This is a genomic window from Pseudomonas sp. 22490 (assembly GCF_052044465.1).
GTDB classification, from domain to species: domain Bacteria; phylum Pseudomonadota; class Gammaproteobacteria; order Pseudomonadales; family Pseudomonadaceae; genus Pseudomonas; species Pseudomonas aeruginosa.
The window spans coordinates 44,767-59,362 of sequence record NZ_JBQENS010000039.1 but is presented as its reverse complement, the minus strand read 5'-3'; the positions used below and the strand labels follow the sequence as shown (position 1 = coordinate 59,362).

Genomic DNA, 14,596 nt, shown 5'->3' with positions numbered 1-14,596 from the left:
TGCGGATTCCACACCATCCGGCCACCCAGTCCACGCTCATCTGGCCAGGCATTCCACGGCCATCTGGCCACCTGTTCCACGGCCATCCGGCCGGGCAGTCGGAGCGCAGCGACGCAGGGGTGGCATTGTTAGTCTGAGGTGCCCGGCGTCGTCAATTTCTGCGTCCGTTTGCGCATTGATTCACCCTTCAGATTGATCCGATAAGCGTTGTGCACCAGGCGGTCGAGGATGGCGTCGGCCAGGGTCGGGTCGCCGATCAGCTCGTGCCAGTTGTCCACCGGCATCTGGCTGGTGACGATGGTCGAGCGCTGGCCGTAGCGGTCGTCCAGTAGCTCCAGCATGTCGCGCCGCTGTTCGGCGGTGAACGGGGCCAGGCCCCAGTCGTCGAGGATCAGCAGGTCGGTCTTGGCGTAGCTGCTCATCAGCTTGGCGAAGCGGCCGTCGCCATGGGCCAGACCCAGTTCTTCCAGCAAACGTGGCAGGCGCAGGTAGCGCACGCTGTAGCCCTCCCGGCAGGCCTGGTGGGCCAGGGCACAGGCCAGCCAGGTTTTACCGACACCGGTGGGGCCGCCGATGATCAGGTTGAGGCCGTCGCGCAGCCACTGGCCACTGCTCAGTTGCAGGATCAGCGCCTTATCCAGTCCGCGCGGGCTGCGGTAGTCGATGTCTTCGAGGCAGGCGTTGTGCTTGAGCCGGGCCTGGCGCAGGCGGCTGCTCAGGCGCTTGTCATCGCGTTCGGTCAGCTCGCGGTCGACCAGCAGGCCGAGGCGTTCTTCGAAGCTCAGGCTGTCGATGTCCGGGGTTTTCAGTTGTTCATTCAGCGCCTTGAGCATGCCGTGCAGGCGCAGGGTTTGCAGCTTGTCCAGGGTCGGATGGGGCAGCATGGTGGGATTCCTTGGGGTCAGTGGTAGTAGGCGGATCCGCGCAGGTTGGCGTGGTCGTCCGGCAGCAGCGGCAGGTTGGTTTGAGCTAGCGGCAGGTTTTCCAGCCCCTGGCGCAGGATCGATTCGAGGCTCTTGTAGCTGCACGTGCCGAGGCTGATGGCGCGACGGCAGGCCAACTCCAGACGCGCCTCACCGTGGGTTTTACCCAGGCGCAGGATGCCCAGGCAGGCCCGGTAGCCCTGCTGCGGATGGATGCGCCGTTCGAGGATGTGCCGGATCACGCCGGCGGTGTTCGGCCCGGTCTGCTCGGCCCAGCGGATCAGCCGTTGCGGCGTCCACTCGGCATGCTCGCGATGGCTCTTGGGCATGTGCTCGGCCTGCGTGCTGTGCCTGCCCTTGTGCATTGAGCGCAGGTGGCTGGCCACTCGCTGGTTGGCGTGGAAAAACTCGACGGTGCGCGCCGTCAGGCGCACCTCCAGCTGCTTCTTCACCAGTTGATACGGCACCGAGTAGTAATGCCCATCGACCTCGACGTGGTAGTCGATGTGCACCCGCGCCTTCTTCCACTCGGCGTAGACGTAGGGTTGCTCCGGCAGGGGGCGCAGCGCCGGACGATCCAGGCTGTCGAAGGCCGACTGCCGGGAGCCCGGCAGCTTCTTGAACGGGCGTTGGTTGAGCCGCTCCAGCAGCCCGGCGATGGCCGTGTTGAGTTCATCCAGGGAGAAGAACTGCCGATTCCTCAGTGCGGCGAGGATCCAACGCTCGACCACCTGCACGCCGACTTCGGCCTTGGCCTTGTCGCGCGGTTTGCGTGCCCGCGCCGGCACCACCGCCACGCCATAGTGCTCGGCCAGATCGCGGTAGCTGGGGTTGATGTCCGGCTCGTAGCGGTGACTCTTGCTCACCGCGCTGCGCAGGTTGTCCGGCACCACGATCTCCGGCACGCCGCCGAGGAAGGCGAAGCAGCGGGCATGGGAGCCTAGCCAGTCCGGCAGCTGCTGCGACCAGGTGGCTTCGGCGAAGGTGTAGCTGGACGCGCCGAGCACCGCGACGAACACCTGCGCCTGGCGGATCTCGCCGCTGTGGCGATCGATAACCGGCACCGTCTGGCCGGCATAGTCGACGAACAGCTTCTCGCCGACGCGGTGCTCCTGACGCATCACCACGTCCAACTTGCCCTGCCAGGCTCGGTAGTGCTCACAGAACCAGCTGTACTGAAAGCCCTGAGGCTGGCTCAGGCGGTACTCCTGCCAGAGCAGCGCCAGGGTCACCCCGGGGCGGCGCAGTTCGGCATGCACCCATGCCCAATCGGGTAAAGGCCGCTTCTCACTGGCAACCGCCGGGGCCGGCGGGAACAGTTGCTGCTCCAACTCGGCATCGGACAACGAACAGGGCCAACTGAGACCGCTGGCGGCAAAACGATTGAGGTAGTCGCCGACGGTGACACGACCGACCTGCACGCTGACCGCAATCTGGCGAGCCGATAGTCCGACCTCGAACTTGAGACGTAGTACTTCGCGAATCTTACGCATGGATAAACGCTCCACGACGACCTCTCTGCTTCGAAAAAGAGGTCGATGGTAGTGAAGAAATCCTGCGTTACTGCCTGCCCGGTTGAGTGGCCGGATGGCCGTGGAATCAGTGGCCGGATGCGCGTGGAATGGGTGGCCGGATCACCGTGGAATCGGTGGTCAGATGCTCATGGAATGGGTGGCCAGATGACCGTGGAATCCGCATTCAGGAGCGCAATCTGCTGGCTCCGCGGTTCCTAATGGCTGCTGCAGGTTCTCCTCCCCGCGAGTGTTCGTAGGAGAAGCAGCCGGTGAGGCGTGGCTAGTAGTGTCTAGCCCGCTTGGTGGCGAAGTGATATTACCAAGAAGCGCGTATAAGTCGTCCGTTTCTTCCTGATCATCAATTGACGGGTTCGCAATCGCCCGTATCTCCTTTGACGGTTTCGCAACGCTCGGCGAAGGTTGGCGGAGCGTCATCTTGGTTTCTGGTGCTTGCTGCTGTTCAATCGGATCGTTGGGGATTTCGCAGGTCGTTTCCGGCTTTTCAGGGGAGGCGTTGCCCTCTTCAATGACGAGTGATCCGCTGTAGGAATCAGGCCGCTCGGCAGGGTCAGCCCAAATCAAGGCTGGAGCGATCTTGAGGAGCGTGAACTTGTTTCTCCACCCAGCACCATTGTCTATCGTGGCCGTCCAGATGGCCTTGTCTTCGGCGTTCGTCTGAATGACGGCCTGGTCCTGGAGCATGTTGAAGAATGGCGCGTTGGAGGAGGGGACCCCTTCGATTCCCTGAGCCAGCAGGTAGGCTCTCAACTGATCGGCCGCGGGCTTGCTCACCAGCCAGAGTGCGTCCTGAGTCAGCCATCCATCGGACGGGCCGCTAGGTTGATTCAACTTGAACTTGTCCTTCACCAAGAAGCGAAGGCCGTCTGCCAACTGCCGCTGCAGCGACTGCTTCGGTGCAGCCAGCGCTCGATCCGGATTACCTCCCAACTCCTGCGCGACGGAGGCCTGGTCTGCCTTCACGATGATCTCGCCGAGGATCCCGGCGTGCTCGTACTGACCTGCGAACAGGTAGATCAATTGAGCCCACAGCTCTGGAAAGCGACTGAGCCAATCGAGTGCGGTGCGCGGTAGCAGTTGGTGGATGAGGAGTGCTGAGGCAGCGCCGTGGAGCTGGTATTCGCGGGATTTCACGTACTTGAAGCGGTAAGGCTGGTTGATCGGTCCGTTCCAAGGGTGCCATGTGCTGCCGTCCTGCAGCTCAACCTGCAGGTCTACGACGATCTTGCCTATGTCGTGAGCCAGGGCACCATACGCCGCGGCGGCCGACCAGGCTTCAGCCTGGGCTGACTGTGACTCCGGCGCTGCGCCGATCGGGAGCAAATAGGTCTGCCGTACCTTCAGTGCGTAGGCCACGATCTCCAAGCCGTGATCGATCATCCCGCCTGGATGGGCATGGTGATGGTTTTCCGAAGCAGGGAGCTGCTGGACCAGCTCGGCATAGTTGGCCAGTGGCCGCCGGTAGATCTCCTCGAATTGCTGCTTGGATAGCGAGGCGCGCTGCCAGATGTTCTCCAGTAGCTGCCGGCGCCGAGGTGTGCCGAGCAGCTCCATACTGCTCAGAGGAGGGAGGAATCCCCCTGGGGCAGCTTTGGTTAGTTGGCTGGGGGACGGCTTCCTGGAGATCCAGGAAAGGAGTTGAAACATGGGAGGCTCCATGACGATTCATGGAGCGGGCTTTTCCGCCAGATCAGGGCTGGCAACAACGATAAAACAACGGTAGCGGGGTAGGGTATTTTATTGGCAATATGCCAGCTCGGTCTTGTGGGGGGTGTCATAAATTCCGTGTTTAGGGCGGGTAGAGAATTACACGGAAGGGCGACTGAATCGGTCAGCGTAAAGGATAGCGAATTGGTTCATGGCTTGCTTCCAGTCGTGAGCGGATCGGCTCCATTTGGCGGTGATGTTTCGCAGCGCGAGCCAGATCAACTTGGAGGCGGCTTCGTCAGTAGGGAAATGGCCCCGGGTCTTGATGATCTTGCGTAGCTGCGAGTTGACATTCTCGATGGCGTTGGTGGTGTAGATCACCTTGCGGATCTCCGGCGCAAAGGCGAAGAACGGAATCACGCGATCCCAGGCATTGCGCCATGCCGCGCAGACGGTGGGGAACTTCTGACCCCACGGCCCATCGGCAAAGGCGTCAAGCGCGGCCAGGGCCGCTTCAGCACTGACAGCGGTATAGATCGGTCGGATCGCGGCGGCCAGCGCCTTGCGATCCTTCCAGCTCGCGTAATCGAGGCTGTTGCGGATCAGATGGACGATGCAGGTTTGCAGTGTGGTGGCCGGGAACACCGCGGCCAGCGCCTCGGGTATACCCTTCAACCCGTCAGTCACGGCGATCAGGATATCGCCCACGCCCCGGGTCTTCAGGTCGTTGAAGACCTTCATCCAGAACTTGGCGCCTTCGGTGCCTTCAATCCACAAACCCAGGATATCGCGTGTGCCGTCGGGTAGCACGCCCAGGGCCAGATAGACGGCCTTGTTGCGCACGACAGCATCCTCCCTGATCTTGACCCGCAGCGCGTCAAAGAACACGACCGGATACATGGGCTCGAGCGGCCTGGCCTGCCAGGCGGTGACCTCGGCCATAACCTCGTCAGTGACCGAGCTGATGAAGTCCGGCGAGACGTCTGTGCCGTATTGTTCCAGCAGAAAGCCCTGGATTTCGCGCACCGTCATGCCGCGGGCATACATGGCGACGATCTTGTCATCAAAGCCAGTAAAACGGCGCTCATGCTTGGGGATCAGGAGCGGGGCAAAGCTGCCCTCGCGATCTCGGGGCACGTCGATACGGATCGGCCCCTCCTGGGTCAGCACCGTCTTGGCCCCCTTGCCGTTGCGCTGATTACTCATCCGCTCGGGCTTGGCTGTGCCGGCCGGGTAGCCCAGGTGATGGTTCAGCTCACCGGCCAGGGCCCGCTCGATCAGGGCCTTCTTGAAAGCCAGGGACGCCGCATTGATAGCTTCGGCCGTCATCGAGCCGTCACCAAACGACTCCAGCAACTCGGAAGGAATCACAGGCAACGCTGCCGGCTGGGTTCTTGGTTTGCGAGACATAGACACTCCTTGACCTCATGTTATGCCCCAAACACGAAATTACTGACAGGCCCGTCTTGTGCTTTGCCTGGGAGGAACTGGGCCAGGCTTAACCATTGGGCACCTGCTGGTGGATGTTCACCCGTAGCCTTTTCGTGTTCGCCGGCGCGAACGCAGCCCTTTCTGCCTTCCGGCAGGCCCTTTCGGGTAGGGCTTTTACCCTTGTGAACCATTCCCTTCGCCCTTCAAGCCCATTTCACCCTTTGGCCATTTGTGCTCCGGTGTCGCCGGAAAAATACTTCATGGGGCAGGTTTGTTTTTTTCGAGGCGCCGCACCCTGTAACCGGGCACTTTCTCGTTGCGGACCTGGCCAATCTGGCCGAGTCAGACAGGAGATGGATACGATGAATCATGACGACATACTGAATAACCGGGCGGAGCTACTCCAAGAGCAAAACGGGGATGACAGCGGGAGCCTGTGCCATGACGAGCTCATCTTTGCGCTGCAGGATAAACATCACGCCTTCTCCCTTGGCTTGAGCACCGTTCTTCAGTGCTTGAAAATGGCCGAGCATGAAGGGGTGGTCCCCGAACTTCCCGAGGGCTGGTGGAGCCGGATGGCTAATCGATACAGGCTGAATTGATTATTTTCATGGAGAGCGGTGCGCTATGGATGTCTACAAGTTGAAGCCAGAGGAAACCGATGAGCGACCAATCGAGCGCGAACGTTTCGAAGAAGAAACGCGACGCCAGGAGCCTTGGTTCTCCACCTCTGAAAATGGTACGGAGGGACATTTCGCTGTCTGTCCCGCCTGCGACAATCCAGTACAAATCATAGGTCTTTATCATTTGCCCGCCAATGTGACTCGTCCTTATGGGCGTCATTACGCTCGTTCGGTTCGAGATCTTGCCGAAGCGGATGAGGAGGCGCGAGAGAACTGCCCTTATTTCAAACCAAGGGTACACCAAAAGACAGAGCGAAAAGCCTCGGTAGACGGCACGCCTCTGAAAATACTAAAAATACTGATCGAGCAGTTCGACAGGGTTGTCTACCTGCTGCGGAAAGAACTGGGTGTGAATATCTCTCAAAACCTGGCTATCCGGATGCTGGAACAGTACAGAAGGGAGAAAGGATATCTTTATACTGGGGCAACGCTGACCAATATCCCCTGGATATTTGCCTATATGGCTGATTCTCAGAGTCTTTTCGGACAGCTTTTACTTGATGATGAGCTTATCAAGGCAGTCTCCACTGAAGTGTCAGCAGCCTCGATTGATGAATATGGCCGAGTTTCCTCGAAGGTGGATGCGTCAGGGAGGAAGGAGTATTTCGATCTCAATATGTGCTTTGTGAAGCACCGGTTTCGTAAGGACAGCCTTGAGGGTGAGTTGATCGAGGGGATGGAGATGCTGGTTTCCACAGAGCGGAAAGGAAAGGCTATCGACATATATAAGAAGTCGATTGTATTTAACCGTCAGTATTTCCAGCGTTTGATTGCTTTGCCCGAGGATCATCCGCGTAGAGACCGTAGCTTGGTCGAGGCGGCGCGGAGGGTGCTGGGTGACTTGCTGCCCGGCGAACGATGATATTTGGCTTCAACGTAATCGGTTGCGAGCCAGGTGACGCTCAAGCTCCATCGAGTCGTGAAGCACGCGAACCACCTCGAGCACCTGGTCTGTCGCAACCCGGTAGAAGACGAAGTGCCTGGGCCGAACAACCTTACCGACGTTGGGCATCGAGCGGCAGTAAACGAGGTGGATGCTGCGCAGGCCAGCTCCCAATTCTTCACGGCTGATGCTGCCTACCTGTTGTGGGTCTGTCGCAACTGCTTCCAGCGCCGCCCCTATGAGCGCCTGGTAACGTCGGCGCGCGGCATCGCCGAATCGGTTTTGGGTGAAGCGCAAGATGTCGATGATGTCCGCCTGAGCATCATGGGATATTCGGTACTTGGCCATCCTTCAGTGGCTCGCCTGGTGGCCGAGCTCGTCGAGGTATTGGGTCAGGTCGTCGCTGGTGATCTCGTCGTATTCACCGCGCTCCAATTGCATCAGCCCACTGGATGTCGCGTTGCGGAGAGCTTCGAGCTTGGCGCTATTCTGGGCTTCCTGTTGCAGCAGCAGGCGCAATCCTGCCCGGATGACTTCGCTGCGATTCTGATAGCGGCCGGTCTCCACCAGCTCGTTGATATCCTGCTCCAGCGGATCGGGAAGGACGACGTTTCGCGTTGCCATGAGGTACTCCAGTCGGCAGATAGCTAGTGGCATAATATGCCATAAGGCTTGCCAAATCATCTTTTTCGGCGTATAGGTGATAGCAGGATGCCTCCCTTTGGGAGCCAGGAGATTGATGATGAACGCGCACACCAACAAAGGTTTTGCCTCCCGGATCGGTTTTGGTCTGGGTATGCTTGTGCGTTTCTGCCTGCATGATCGCCGTCCAGCTCTACGTTGGGTTAAGCGAGTTAGCCTATTCTTGTTAGCGGCTCTTGTAGTGTCACAGAATTTTATGTGGCTTGCTGGGGTATCAATGACTCTACTGTGTGTCTTTCTGGTGGGATTTGCCTTGGTTAAAGGGGACATCTCCGTCTCTAAAGGGTCTCCAAGTCGAGATGTCTCAACTATGACTTCACAAGCTGAAACTGAATCTGTAGCAGAGCTGTTTGACTATCAGGCAGCACACCATTACCGGGACTAGAACCCGGTAATGGCTTTATACTTTCTCAAACTGCGTTTTTAACTCTATTTCCTGCTTCCTTGCCGGCGGCTTGAACTCCTTCAGTCCCTCTGCTCAATCCGTTCAGAACAGACCCTGCTTGAATTCCGGACCAGCCGATCGCTGTCATCCACAGTAGTGGTAAAACAATGAACATAGAACCCATAACGAAGTTCAAGATCGCATCTTGAGTAGCCGTATTCAGCCCCATGACTGGGTCAAATGAAAGATGCGGTGATCCCGAACCATAGAAGGCATCAAGTATCGTGCTATCGATATATCTGGCTAACTGAAACCAGAAATCGACGAACATCATCGCAAAGAAGACGACCGTCATCGTCATGGCAACTTTCAGTTGATAGGTGCCGATGACCAGGACCATCGGAATGCAGATGACCATGGCCATCTTGAGGAACGACATCACCATCGGCAGCGCTTGGCGGACCATATCCATCGCCGGGAAATAGGCCAGGCTGCCCAGGGCAACGCCGAAGGTTCCTGCGGTTCTCGCGATGCCGTTCCAGACGGTGCCGCCAACCTGCCCGCCGTAATCGGTATAGACGTTGCCCTTGACCTGGCTGGAGGGGGAGATCACCTGGCGAATGACTGCCTCGGTTACCTCGTCCTGGTTCAGCCATTTCGCCCACTTGAGGAAGCTGGTCATCAGGTCCGGATCCACCTGGCCCTTGATCCGATCACGCAAGCCGATCCCTGAGTCAGCCCACCACTGCTTGCAGGTTGGGTAGCCACCACCACCGCCCACCTGGGGCAGCCCGGCGTCGCGGGTGGCGTTGTAGGGCCACGACTGACGGGGACTCTTCGAGTAGTCGGTGTCGTAGTACCCCGGGGTGTTCAACAGGAATCGGGAGCCGATCCAGTTCAGGTCCTGCAGCGCCTTGTTGTCCTCGGCGATGGAGCCCAGATCGGGTTGCCGCATGAACAGCCGCGCACGGGAAGGTCCGTAGCAGTCCCTGGAAAAGTCAGCGATTTCTTGTGCCAGCAGCGGGTTGTTCACGCGCGTATTGTCCACTTCCATTCGCATCTGCCGCAGATCCGTGCCGCACGGAATGGCCGCGACCGCGCCGGCGGTGAAGCCCTTGGACAGGGCGTGCATCATCGCCCACCAGAGCGGCATCTGCGCACTCTTGCCGGCCAGGCTGCTGAAGGAGGTCGACCAGCCGGTGTCTGCCGGCGCCGGCAGGTTGTACTGGCACTGCTGGGCGCGGGCCTGGTCGAACTCGATGGTGTCGAAGCTCACGTTGACGACCGGGATTCCCGCCAGGGCGACCACGATGTATCCGACGTAGATATGCGTCTCGATGCGGGCCAGAGACAGCACGCCTTTGTTGCCCTCGTCGGCGCCTTCCCCGCGAACTTTCAGCCACTCACGCATCACAATGGCCACGAAGGGCACCGCGAACAGCCCTGTATCCGAGATCATGTTCCAGATCCCGTTGTTGATGATCCAACCGAGGAGGGTGAGGTAATACTCCAGGTAGTCATTGGTCATGAAGGTCATGCTGCGCCTCCCGTGCGGAAGTAGGCTTTGCTGAATTCGATGAGCAGGACCAGCAACAGCACCAGGATCTCGATCCGCCGAATGCGCTGCCGCTCATGCGCGCTCAGTTCCTTGCGCTGCTTGAGCCGGAACCAGGCGATGGCCAGGGCGCAGTACAGCAGCGCCCGCCAGGCGAACAAACTCCAGTAGTTGCTTTGCCGCCAGGCCTCCAGGCCCTGGATGCCACCGAAGTGGTTCAGGGCGAAGAGGCTGAGCAGCGTACCGACCACTGCCAGGCCGACGACGATCAGCACTCCGACCAGTAGCTGGCCGAGGAGCTTTCGGGTGGTGAGCGTATCTGCCATCACGGTCTCCCTCCCGTCTTGCCGTCGGCGGCAGAGGGGGCCTGCAGGCGATCGAGGCGATCGGCATCGGGCGCCGACTCGAACACGCCACTGGACCCTGAGGCGCGCTGTTGCCCGCGCTCGATGACCCGCATGGGCGAATTGCTGGCCAACTCGCGACGGAGTTCCAGTTCGGTCTTGAGATTGGAGATCTCCTGCTGCAGGAGGCTGGTCTGCTGATCGACGGCTTGGGTGGCCAGGCCGTTGGCGGCGACGTTGGGCTCCTTGGCGCCGGCGAACATCAGGCGCTGCAACAACAGGGCCTTGCTGAGCACGTCCATCAGGGAGACATCGGACGCCAGGCGGCGCGCCAGGACGTCCTGGTCACGCTCGTCGCGCAGCGCCTCGATGACGCCGCGGGTGATCGGCAAGGCATCGGTGCCGGCCGCAGCCAGGTTCTCGGCGGTCAGTGGCTTACTTTTCGACAGCAGCTCCTGCAGCGACTGGAGCTTCTTGTCGTAGGTCTCTTGGATCAGCGGGGTCAGGCCGACGCCTGCCGCCGTCACCGTCTTCTGACAGCCTTCACAGGTCTGTTGCTGTTGTTCGCCCAGAACCCGGGTGGCGAACGCGGCGGCTTCCTGGGGGGAGGACCAGGTGTTGCAGACCAGGCCGTTGTTGCAAGTGGCGGAAGGCACGCTCGACGAGTCATTCACTGAGCGGCTGGTCAACAGGTTGTAGCCCGCCCGGGTCACGTCGTTGACGATGCGAATGGGCTTCTGGCCGGAGCCGCCGGCCTTGTCTCCACCGACCCAGGTTATGCCATCGTTGCCGCCCTTCTTCTCCACTGCTTCGAGGGCGGATACGGCGTCTTTCCCGCCAGAGGCCAGTGTGGCACCCAGGGCCTGGCCTTCGGCGATTTTCCCCCAGCCGGTCTGCTCGCCAGCGATGTCAGCCATCTTCTCGGCGATCGCTCTGCAAGTCCCTTTCGAGCGGTCGTAGTCGATCCGCGCCTGCAGGATGCCATTGGTGATCAGGTTGTAGAGCTGAGGGTTCGCGCGCTGGATGATCAACGCCGGCAGCGACATGACTGCGCCGGTCGCGTTCTGGATGACTGAGCCCATGATGTTCTGGAAACCCTGTGTGGCACCGTTGAGCTGGTTCTCCAGGGTGGTGCTCAGGTTCATGTTTCCGCACATAAGGTCGTTGTTCCAGCCGAAGCCGACGCCGATCGAGTCCATCTGGCCGGCGCTGCCCATGCTCACCGCACTGCCGCCGCCAATGCTGTAGAGGACCTCGTCGCTGAGAACCGTGCCGGTCTTGGACACATTGATCGGGTCGTCGGCCTGGGCAAGTTGCGCTGCGAGCAGGCACGTCAGCGCGACCGAGGTGATGTTCATTCGCATGATTCGTCTCCGTGTCCTTATTGGAAGTCGGTACTGCCGAGGAAGATCTGCCCCTTGCGCTGGCAGCAGGAGTAGGGACGCCAGAGCGCCCAGGCGTAATCGCCGTCGACGGCTTGCGTCTTCGGCCCTGAGTTGGGAAACACCGCGCAGTTGAGGCTCAGGGACGGGGTCAGCTCCTGCCATTTCCCGGTCGAGGCATCGCCCTCTTTCAGCTCGCCCGCCGGCCAGTAGCCGTCCTTGGGGGCTGCGCGCATGGGAAGGTAGACGTGGAGTTGGCCGACTCGCGTGGTGATGTCGCCGGCGCGCTGGGCGATGACGGCTGCCGTCTTGTAGTCGTCGGTCTGGTGCAGGAATCCGCTGCGCGGATAGAGGTTCCCCCACATGTCGCCGGAGAAGACTCCCCCCACCTCGCGCAGCCCTGGGACCAACGCTTCGGGGTACACCTGCTCGGGAATTCCATGCCGCCAGCCAATGGCGTCCAGTGTGCTGAGGAAGTACGGCACCAGCGGGAAGGTGGCACCAGGGCAAACGTACCCAGAGGCGCTGGCGAACCGGCTGAACGTGGCCCCGCCAGGATGGCCGATCACATCCGCTTCCTTGAAGCGGCCGATGCTGTTCTCGGCCTTGTAGTTGGTGGTCGCGTCATTGCCGGCCTGGGCGAGTGGATTCGGTGTACCCAGCGCCGACACCTCGGTCCAGGGGTTGCTCCCTGTATTCGCGTAGCTGGAGACGACTGCGTCAGGCACGTAGTGGCGGACCTTGACCGACGTCTTCACTTTGCAGCCATGCGGGCCGCATAGCAGCCAGTAACAGATCCCGACGACCTTGTATTCGAGGCACTGAGGGGAAAGGGTGGAGGAGACGATGGCCGCGCTGTTGATCGCGGCCGAGGCCGTGAACGAGAGGCTGAAGGTGGCGGCCGCCGCTGCCAGGCGGCGGAGGTTGTGGCTGGTCATCAGCGCGACCTCCTGGCCTTGGCGATCAGCTCAAGCGCGCGCGAAACATCCGGTTCGCCGTAGACCACGTACTGCCTGTCGACTACTACGGCAGGGATCTTCTCGACACCGAGACTCCACGCATCGGCGACGTCTTGTTGTGCCTTAACCAGTTCTGCCTGCAGGCGTCGCCCCGCAGGGCTTTGTAGTAACTGCTGAAATGCTGCCTGAGCTTGTTGAGGATCCTTGGGTAGAGCGTCAGTCAGCTGCTCCTCAAGGTGCTGCTGGGCATCCAGGAGCAGGACTCGCGATGATCCGGTGGCAGTGACCGGATGAGCCTTGTCGGTGATGACCCAGGTTTCGGCCTGGCTCGCGCCGCTCAGCAGTACCAGTAGTAAGCCAACGACCAGCTTTTGTGGCCGCCAGCCAGGGGGAGAGTGATGAAGAGGCATGGGTCTGTACCGGTTCGAGGAAGGTACAGACAGCAGACAGGATCACTTCCGATGGGGCAGCAGGAAATCATCAACTCGTAGGTGGTGTATTTTTTCGAGCCGTGATCGAGCGCTGCTGCGTACATAAGTAGGGGTGACGCCTGCATGTCCTGGGTAGCATAATTCCTGTATGTAGCTGGCTAATTGATATTAAGGAGTAGTCGAAGTCATGGAGCGCTTGCTCGAGAGCATTTACATCAATGCCCGGCCGGCAATGGAGTTGAGGCTTAGCCTCACCAGCTCCGGCCGCAAGAGAATTGTAAAGATTGTGGATGGGGAGGAGGTCGAGGTTCTGCCAGGTGAAGTGCAGGGCATCCTGGAGGCCCAAAAGAGGGATGTTGGAATCCTCGCTGATTTCTTAGCCAAGAGTCTCTTGGCGCGACGCTAGTGATCCTTGGCTAGCCAGTCTATCGCCGACAGCAACGTGGTTTCGTCGGCGATGCCCTCTAGCTTCACGCTTCGTCCCGTCTGGTTGTCCCGGATGACTAGGGTCGGGGTCGCTGTAATGCTCTTCGACCGTGCAGTGTCGATGTCCGTCTTGATCAACTGGTCCTCCAGGTCCATGTCTTTCGCACATTTCTCCAGTCGAGACTGGTCCAGTTCAGGAAAGTCTAATGTGCCGCTAGGCAACCCGCCCCCGTTGCCGGCCGACTGAGCGAAGATTGCGTACAAGCGCTGCAGAATGCTTTGGTGCCGCCTTGATCCCCGCACACCCCGCCAGGCAAGCCTGGCAATGCGCCGACTCGCTATGCATTAAAAACTATCAGTTATAGTAGTTTTCAAATTCTTTGCTGTGAGGTATCGATATCTACTTTTTCTTTGGCCGGGGTAGGACTGTATGACTGTGAGGCTGGTTGGTACCGCTGTAGGGTGCATTAATTACAAAGGTCAATTTGCTGCTTTAATCTATAATCTCAAGTTTAGCGATGGCAGCTCTCTTTCGGTGAGTATGGGTGAGATGGTATGTGCACAGTTGGCTTCGTTGTTTCAAGGTTACTTAGTCGAAGTAGGAGGGGTTAGCGAGTCACCGGAGGCGGAGAGAGAGTTTAAAAGGAATGAGGGGGTGATGCCTCGTTCTATGTTAGAGAATCCAAGTCTTGATACCGTCGTTAGCCATGTTGTTAGTAGGATGTTAGATGGAGGGTTGGTCCTTAGTTTGATATTTAAGAATACTGGGGATCTTAAAACTGTAGTTATTCGTAGAGAGGATGTTCCCAGCTTTATTGGCTACACGTTTAATGCGCTTCAGGGGGTAGGGGTTCTTGAAAGGGTTATGAGGGAATCCGCGGAGATTATGACTAAACCCTCGATTATGGTGTATGATTGTAAGTTCAACTCTGGTGATATCGATTATAATGATCGGCGCGGGTACAATATTGATGAATATAGACTGCTGCCTTATCTCTATGGGGTGGTCATTGTAGATAACTCAGGTGCTGGCAGAAAAGTTGTTGCTGGATTCTTTCTTAAGTCGGCCTTGACTAGTAATGATCCTAAGCTCAGGGAGCACTTGGCTGACGCGGCCAAGCAGATTGTTGGAAGTGACTATTTTGTAAGTAAGGAACTTTCGTTATTGCACACAAATGTTTTTGTGTCTGACGGTGAGCCATTGAGTATAGAGGAAATGCAAAATTTTCTCGCTAAGCTGTATCTTGAGCACTCTGTCGGTGGAGTCGCATAGATAACTCTTGAGTAGTTATAGTTGAGGGACGAGTTTGACA

15 protein-coding genes and 2 pseudogenes are annotated in these 14,596 nt (G+C 59.0%); 5 read left to right on the top strand and 12 right to left on the bottom strand.

Going from position 1 to position 14,596, the window contains the following annotated elements:
• Window positions 1–128: 128 nt before the first annotated feature.
• The 4 genes and pseudogenes from istB to ACTJJX_RS30240 all read right to left on the bottom strand — a co-directional run bounded on the left by istB (window position 129) and on the right by ACTJJX_RS30240 (window position 5,512).
• Entirely contained in the window at window positions 129–884 is a 756-nt protein-coding gene (gene istB, locus ACTJJX_RS30255) for an IS21-like element ISPpu7 family helper ATPase IstB (RefSeq protein ID WP_045107743.1), read from the bottom strand.
• 17 nt (window positions 885–901) lie between these two features.
• Window positions 902–2,416, bottom strand: a complete 1,515-nt coding sequence (istA, locus tag ACTJJX_RS30250) for an IS21 family transposase (protein WP_146537839.1) — start codon at window positions 2,414–2,416, stop codon at window positions 902–904.
• 204 nt (window positions 2,417–2,620) lie between these two features.
• Window positions 2,621–4,102 (bottom strand): annotated as a pseudogene (gene mobH, locus ACTJJX_RS30245) (MobH family relaxase); the annotation flags it as partial.
• Between the two features lie 159 nt (window positions 4,103–4,261).
• Complete coding sequence (locus tag ACTJJX_RS30240; protein ID WP_003119430.1) at window positions 4,262–5,512, bottom strand: IS256 family transposase; 1,251 nt, start codon at window positions 5,510–5,512, stop codon at window positions 4,262–4,264.
• Window positions 5,513–5,895: 383 nt separating this feature from the next.
• Between ACTJJX_RS30240 and ACTJJX_RS30235 the strand changes: the two genes are divergently transcribed.
• Window positions 5,896–6,135: a hypothetical protein gene (locus ACTJJX_RS30235; protein WP_023082682.1), complete on the top strand. Its 240-nt coding sequence runs from the start codon at window positions 5,896–5,898 to the stop codon at window positions 6,133–6,135.
• A gap of 25 nt (window positions 6,136–6,160) precedes the next feature.
• Window positions 6,161–7,078, top strand: coding sequence for a hypothetical protein (locus ACTJJX_RS30230; protein ID WP_023082681.1), 918 nt, complete (start codon window positions 6,161–6,163; stop codon window positions 7,076–7,078).
• Window positions 7,079–7,087: 9 nt separating this feature from the next.
• On the opposite strand, the gene ACTJJX_RS30225 is transcribed toward ACTJJX_RS30230, so the two are convergent.
• Both ACTJJX_RS30225 and ACTJJX_RS30220 read right to left on the bottom strand, forming a co-directional pair.
• Entirely contained in the window at window positions 7,088–7,447 is a 360-nt protein-coding gene (locus ACTJJX_RS30225; RefSeq protein ID WP_012076884.1) for a type II toxin-antitoxin system RelE/ParE family toxin, read from the bottom strand.
• Between the two features lie 3 nt (window positions 7,448–7,450).
• Window positions 7,451–7,723 (bottom strand): type II toxin-antitoxin system ParD family antitoxin, encoded by a 273-nt coding sequence (locus ACTJJX_RS30220; protein WP_012076883.1) that lies wholly within the window; start codon window positions 7,721–7,723, stop codon window positions 7,451–7,453.
• 118 nt (window positions 7,724–7,841) lie between these two features.
• Between ACTJJX_RS30220 and ACTJJX_RS30215 the strand changes: the two genes are divergently transcribed.
• The gene (locus ACTJJX_RS30215) at window positions 7,842–8,186 is read left to right on the top strand and encodes a hypothetical protein (RefSeq protein ID WP_071537188.1); all 345 of its coding nucleotides are present in this window, start codon (window positions 7,842–7,844) and stop codon (window positions 8,184–8,186) included.
• A 25-nt stretch (window positions 8,187–8,211) separates the two neighbouring features.
• On the opposite strand, the gene ACTJJX_RS30210 is transcribed toward ACTJJX_RS30215, so the two are convergent.
• The 5 genes from ACTJJX_RS30210 to ACTJJX_RS30190 are packed head-to-tail and all read right to left on the bottom strand — an operon-like array spanning window position 8,212 to window position 12,836.
• Window positions 8,212–9,723 carry a conjugal transfer protein TraG N-terminal domain-containing protein gene (locus tag ACTJJX_RS30210; protein ID WP_012076882.1) on the bottom strand — a complete coding sequence of 504 codons (1,512 nt, stop codon included), beginning with the start codon at window positions 9,721–9,723 and terminating at the stop codon, window positions 8,212–8,214.
• The gene (locus ACTJJX_RS30205) at window positions 9,720–10,067 is read right to left on the bottom strand and encodes a hypothetical protein (protein ID WP_012076881.1); all 348 of its coding nucleotides are present in this window, start codon (window positions 10,065–10,067) and stop codon (window positions 9,720–9,722) included. The genes ACTJJX_RS30210 and ACTJJX_RS30205 overlap by 4 nt, the downstream gene beginning before the upstream one ends.
• On the bottom strand, window positions 10,067–11,449 hold the full coding sequence (locus tag ACTJJX_RS30200) for an integrating conjugative element protein (RefSeq protein ID WP_012076880.1): 1,383 nt from the start codon (window positions 11,447–11,449) through the stop codon (window positions 10,067–10,069). The genes ACTJJX_RS30205 and ACTJJX_RS30200 overlap by 1 nt, the downstream gene beginning before the upstream one ends.
• Before the next feature lie 17 nt (window positions 11,450–11,466).
• On the bottom strand, window positions 11,467–12,405 hold the full coding sequence (locus ACTJJX_RS30195; protein WP_012076879.1) for a TIGR03756 family integrating conjugative element protein: 939 nt from the start codon (window positions 12,403–12,405) through the stop codon (window positions 11,467–11,469).
• Window positions 12,405–12,836 (bottom strand): TIGR03757 family integrating conjugative element protein, encoded by a 432-nt coding sequence (locus ACTJJX_RS30190; RefSeq protein ID WP_025297859.1) that lies wholly within the window; start codon window positions 12,834–12,836, stop codon window positions 12,405–12,407. The genes ACTJJX_RS30195 and ACTJJX_RS30190 overlap by 1 nt, the downstream gene beginning before the upstream one ends.
• A 208-nt stretch (window positions 12,837–13,044) precedes the next feature.
• Here ACTJJX_RS30190 and ACTJJX_RS30185 point away from each other — a divergent pair, with 208 nt between their 5' ends.
• Window positions 13,045–13,263 (top strand): hypothetical protein, encoded by a 219-nt coding sequence (locus tag ACTJJX_RS30185; protein ID WP_023082680.1) that lies wholly within the window; start codon window positions 13,045–13,047, stop codon window positions 13,261–13,263.
• On the opposite strand, the pseudogene ACTJJX_RS30180 reads toward ACTJJX_RS30185, so the two are convergent.
• Window positions 13,260–13,629: pseudogene (locus tag ACTJJX_RS30180) on the bottom strand (DsbA family protein); the annotation flags it as partial. The gene ACTJJX_RS30185 and the pseudogene ACTJJX_RS30180 overlap by 4 nt on opposite strands.
• An 84-nt stretch (window positions 13,630–13,713) precedes the next feature.
• Here ACTJJX_RS30180 and ACTJJX_RS30175 point away from each other — a divergent pair.
• Window positions 13,714–14,556, top strand: a complete 843-nt coding sequence (locus tag ACTJJX_RS30175) for a hypothetical protein (RefSeq protein WP_023082679.1) — start codon at window positions 13,714–13,716, stop codon at window positions 14,554–14,556.
• Window positions 14,557–14,596 lie beyond the last annotated feature (40 nt).

Bases quoted from the DNA above. Each gene is read 5' to 3' on its own strand.
- istB (WP_045107743.1), bottom strand. From the start codon at position 884: ATGCTGCCCCATCCGACCCTGGACAAGCTGCAAACCCTGCGCCTGCAC.
- istA (WP_146537839.1), bottom strand. From the start codon at position 2,416: ATGCGTAAGATTCGCGAAGTACTACGTCTCAAGTTCGAGGTCGGACTA.
- ACTJJX_RS30240 (WP_003119430.1), bottom strand. From the start codon at position 5,512: ATGTCTCGCAAACCAAGAACCCAGCCGGCAGCGTTGCCTGTGATTCCT.
- ACTJJX_RS30235 (WP_023082682.1), top strand. From the start codon at position 5,896: ATGAATCATGACGACATACTGAATAACCGGGCGGAGCTACTCCAAGAG.
- ACTJJX_RS30230 (WP_023082681.1), top strand. From the start codon at position 6,161: ATGGATGTCTACAAGTTGAAGCCAGAGGAAACCGATGAGCGACCAATC.
- ACTJJX_RS30225 (WP_012076884.1), bottom strand. From the start codon at position 7,447: ATGGCCAAGTACCGAATATCCCATGATGCTCAGGCGGACATCATCGAC.
- ACTJJX_RS30220 (WP_012076883.1), bottom strand. From the start codon at position 7,723: ATGGCAACGCGAAACGTCGTCCTTCCCGATCCGCTGGAGCAGGATATC.
- ACTJJX_RS30215 (WP_071537188.1), top strand. From the start codon at position 7,842: ATGAACGCGCACACCAACAAAGGTTTTGCCTCCCGGATCGGTTTTGGT.
- ACTJJX_RS30210 (WP_012076882.1), bottom strand. From the start codon at position 9,723: ATGACCTTCATGACCAATGACTACCTGGAGTATTACCTCACCCTCCTC.
- ACTJJX_RS30205 (WP_012076881.1), bottom strand. From the start codon at position 10,067: ATGGCAGATACGCTCACCACCCGAAAGCTCCTCGGCCAGCTACTGGTC.
- ACTJJX_RS30200 (WP_012076880.1), bottom strand. From the start codon at position 11,449: ATGCGAATGAACATCACCTCGGTCGCGCTGACGTGCCTGCTCGCAGCG.
- ACTJJX_RS30195 (WP_012076879.1), bottom strand. From the start codon at position 12,405: ATGACCAGCCACAACCTCCGCCGCCTGGCAGCGGCGGCCGCCACCTTC.
- ACTJJX_RS30190 (WP_025297859.1), bottom strand. From the start codon at position 12,836: ATGCCTCTTCATCACTCTCCCCCTGGCTGGCGGCCACAAAAGCTGGTC.
- ACTJJX_RS30185 (WP_023082680.1), top strand. From the start codon at position 13,045: ATGGAGCGCTTGCTCGAGAGCATTTACATCAATGCCCGGCCGGCAATG.
- ACTJJX_RS30175 (WP_023082679.1), top strand. From the start codon at position 13,714: ATGACTGTGAGGCTGGTTGGTACCGCTGTAGGGTGCATTAATTACAAA.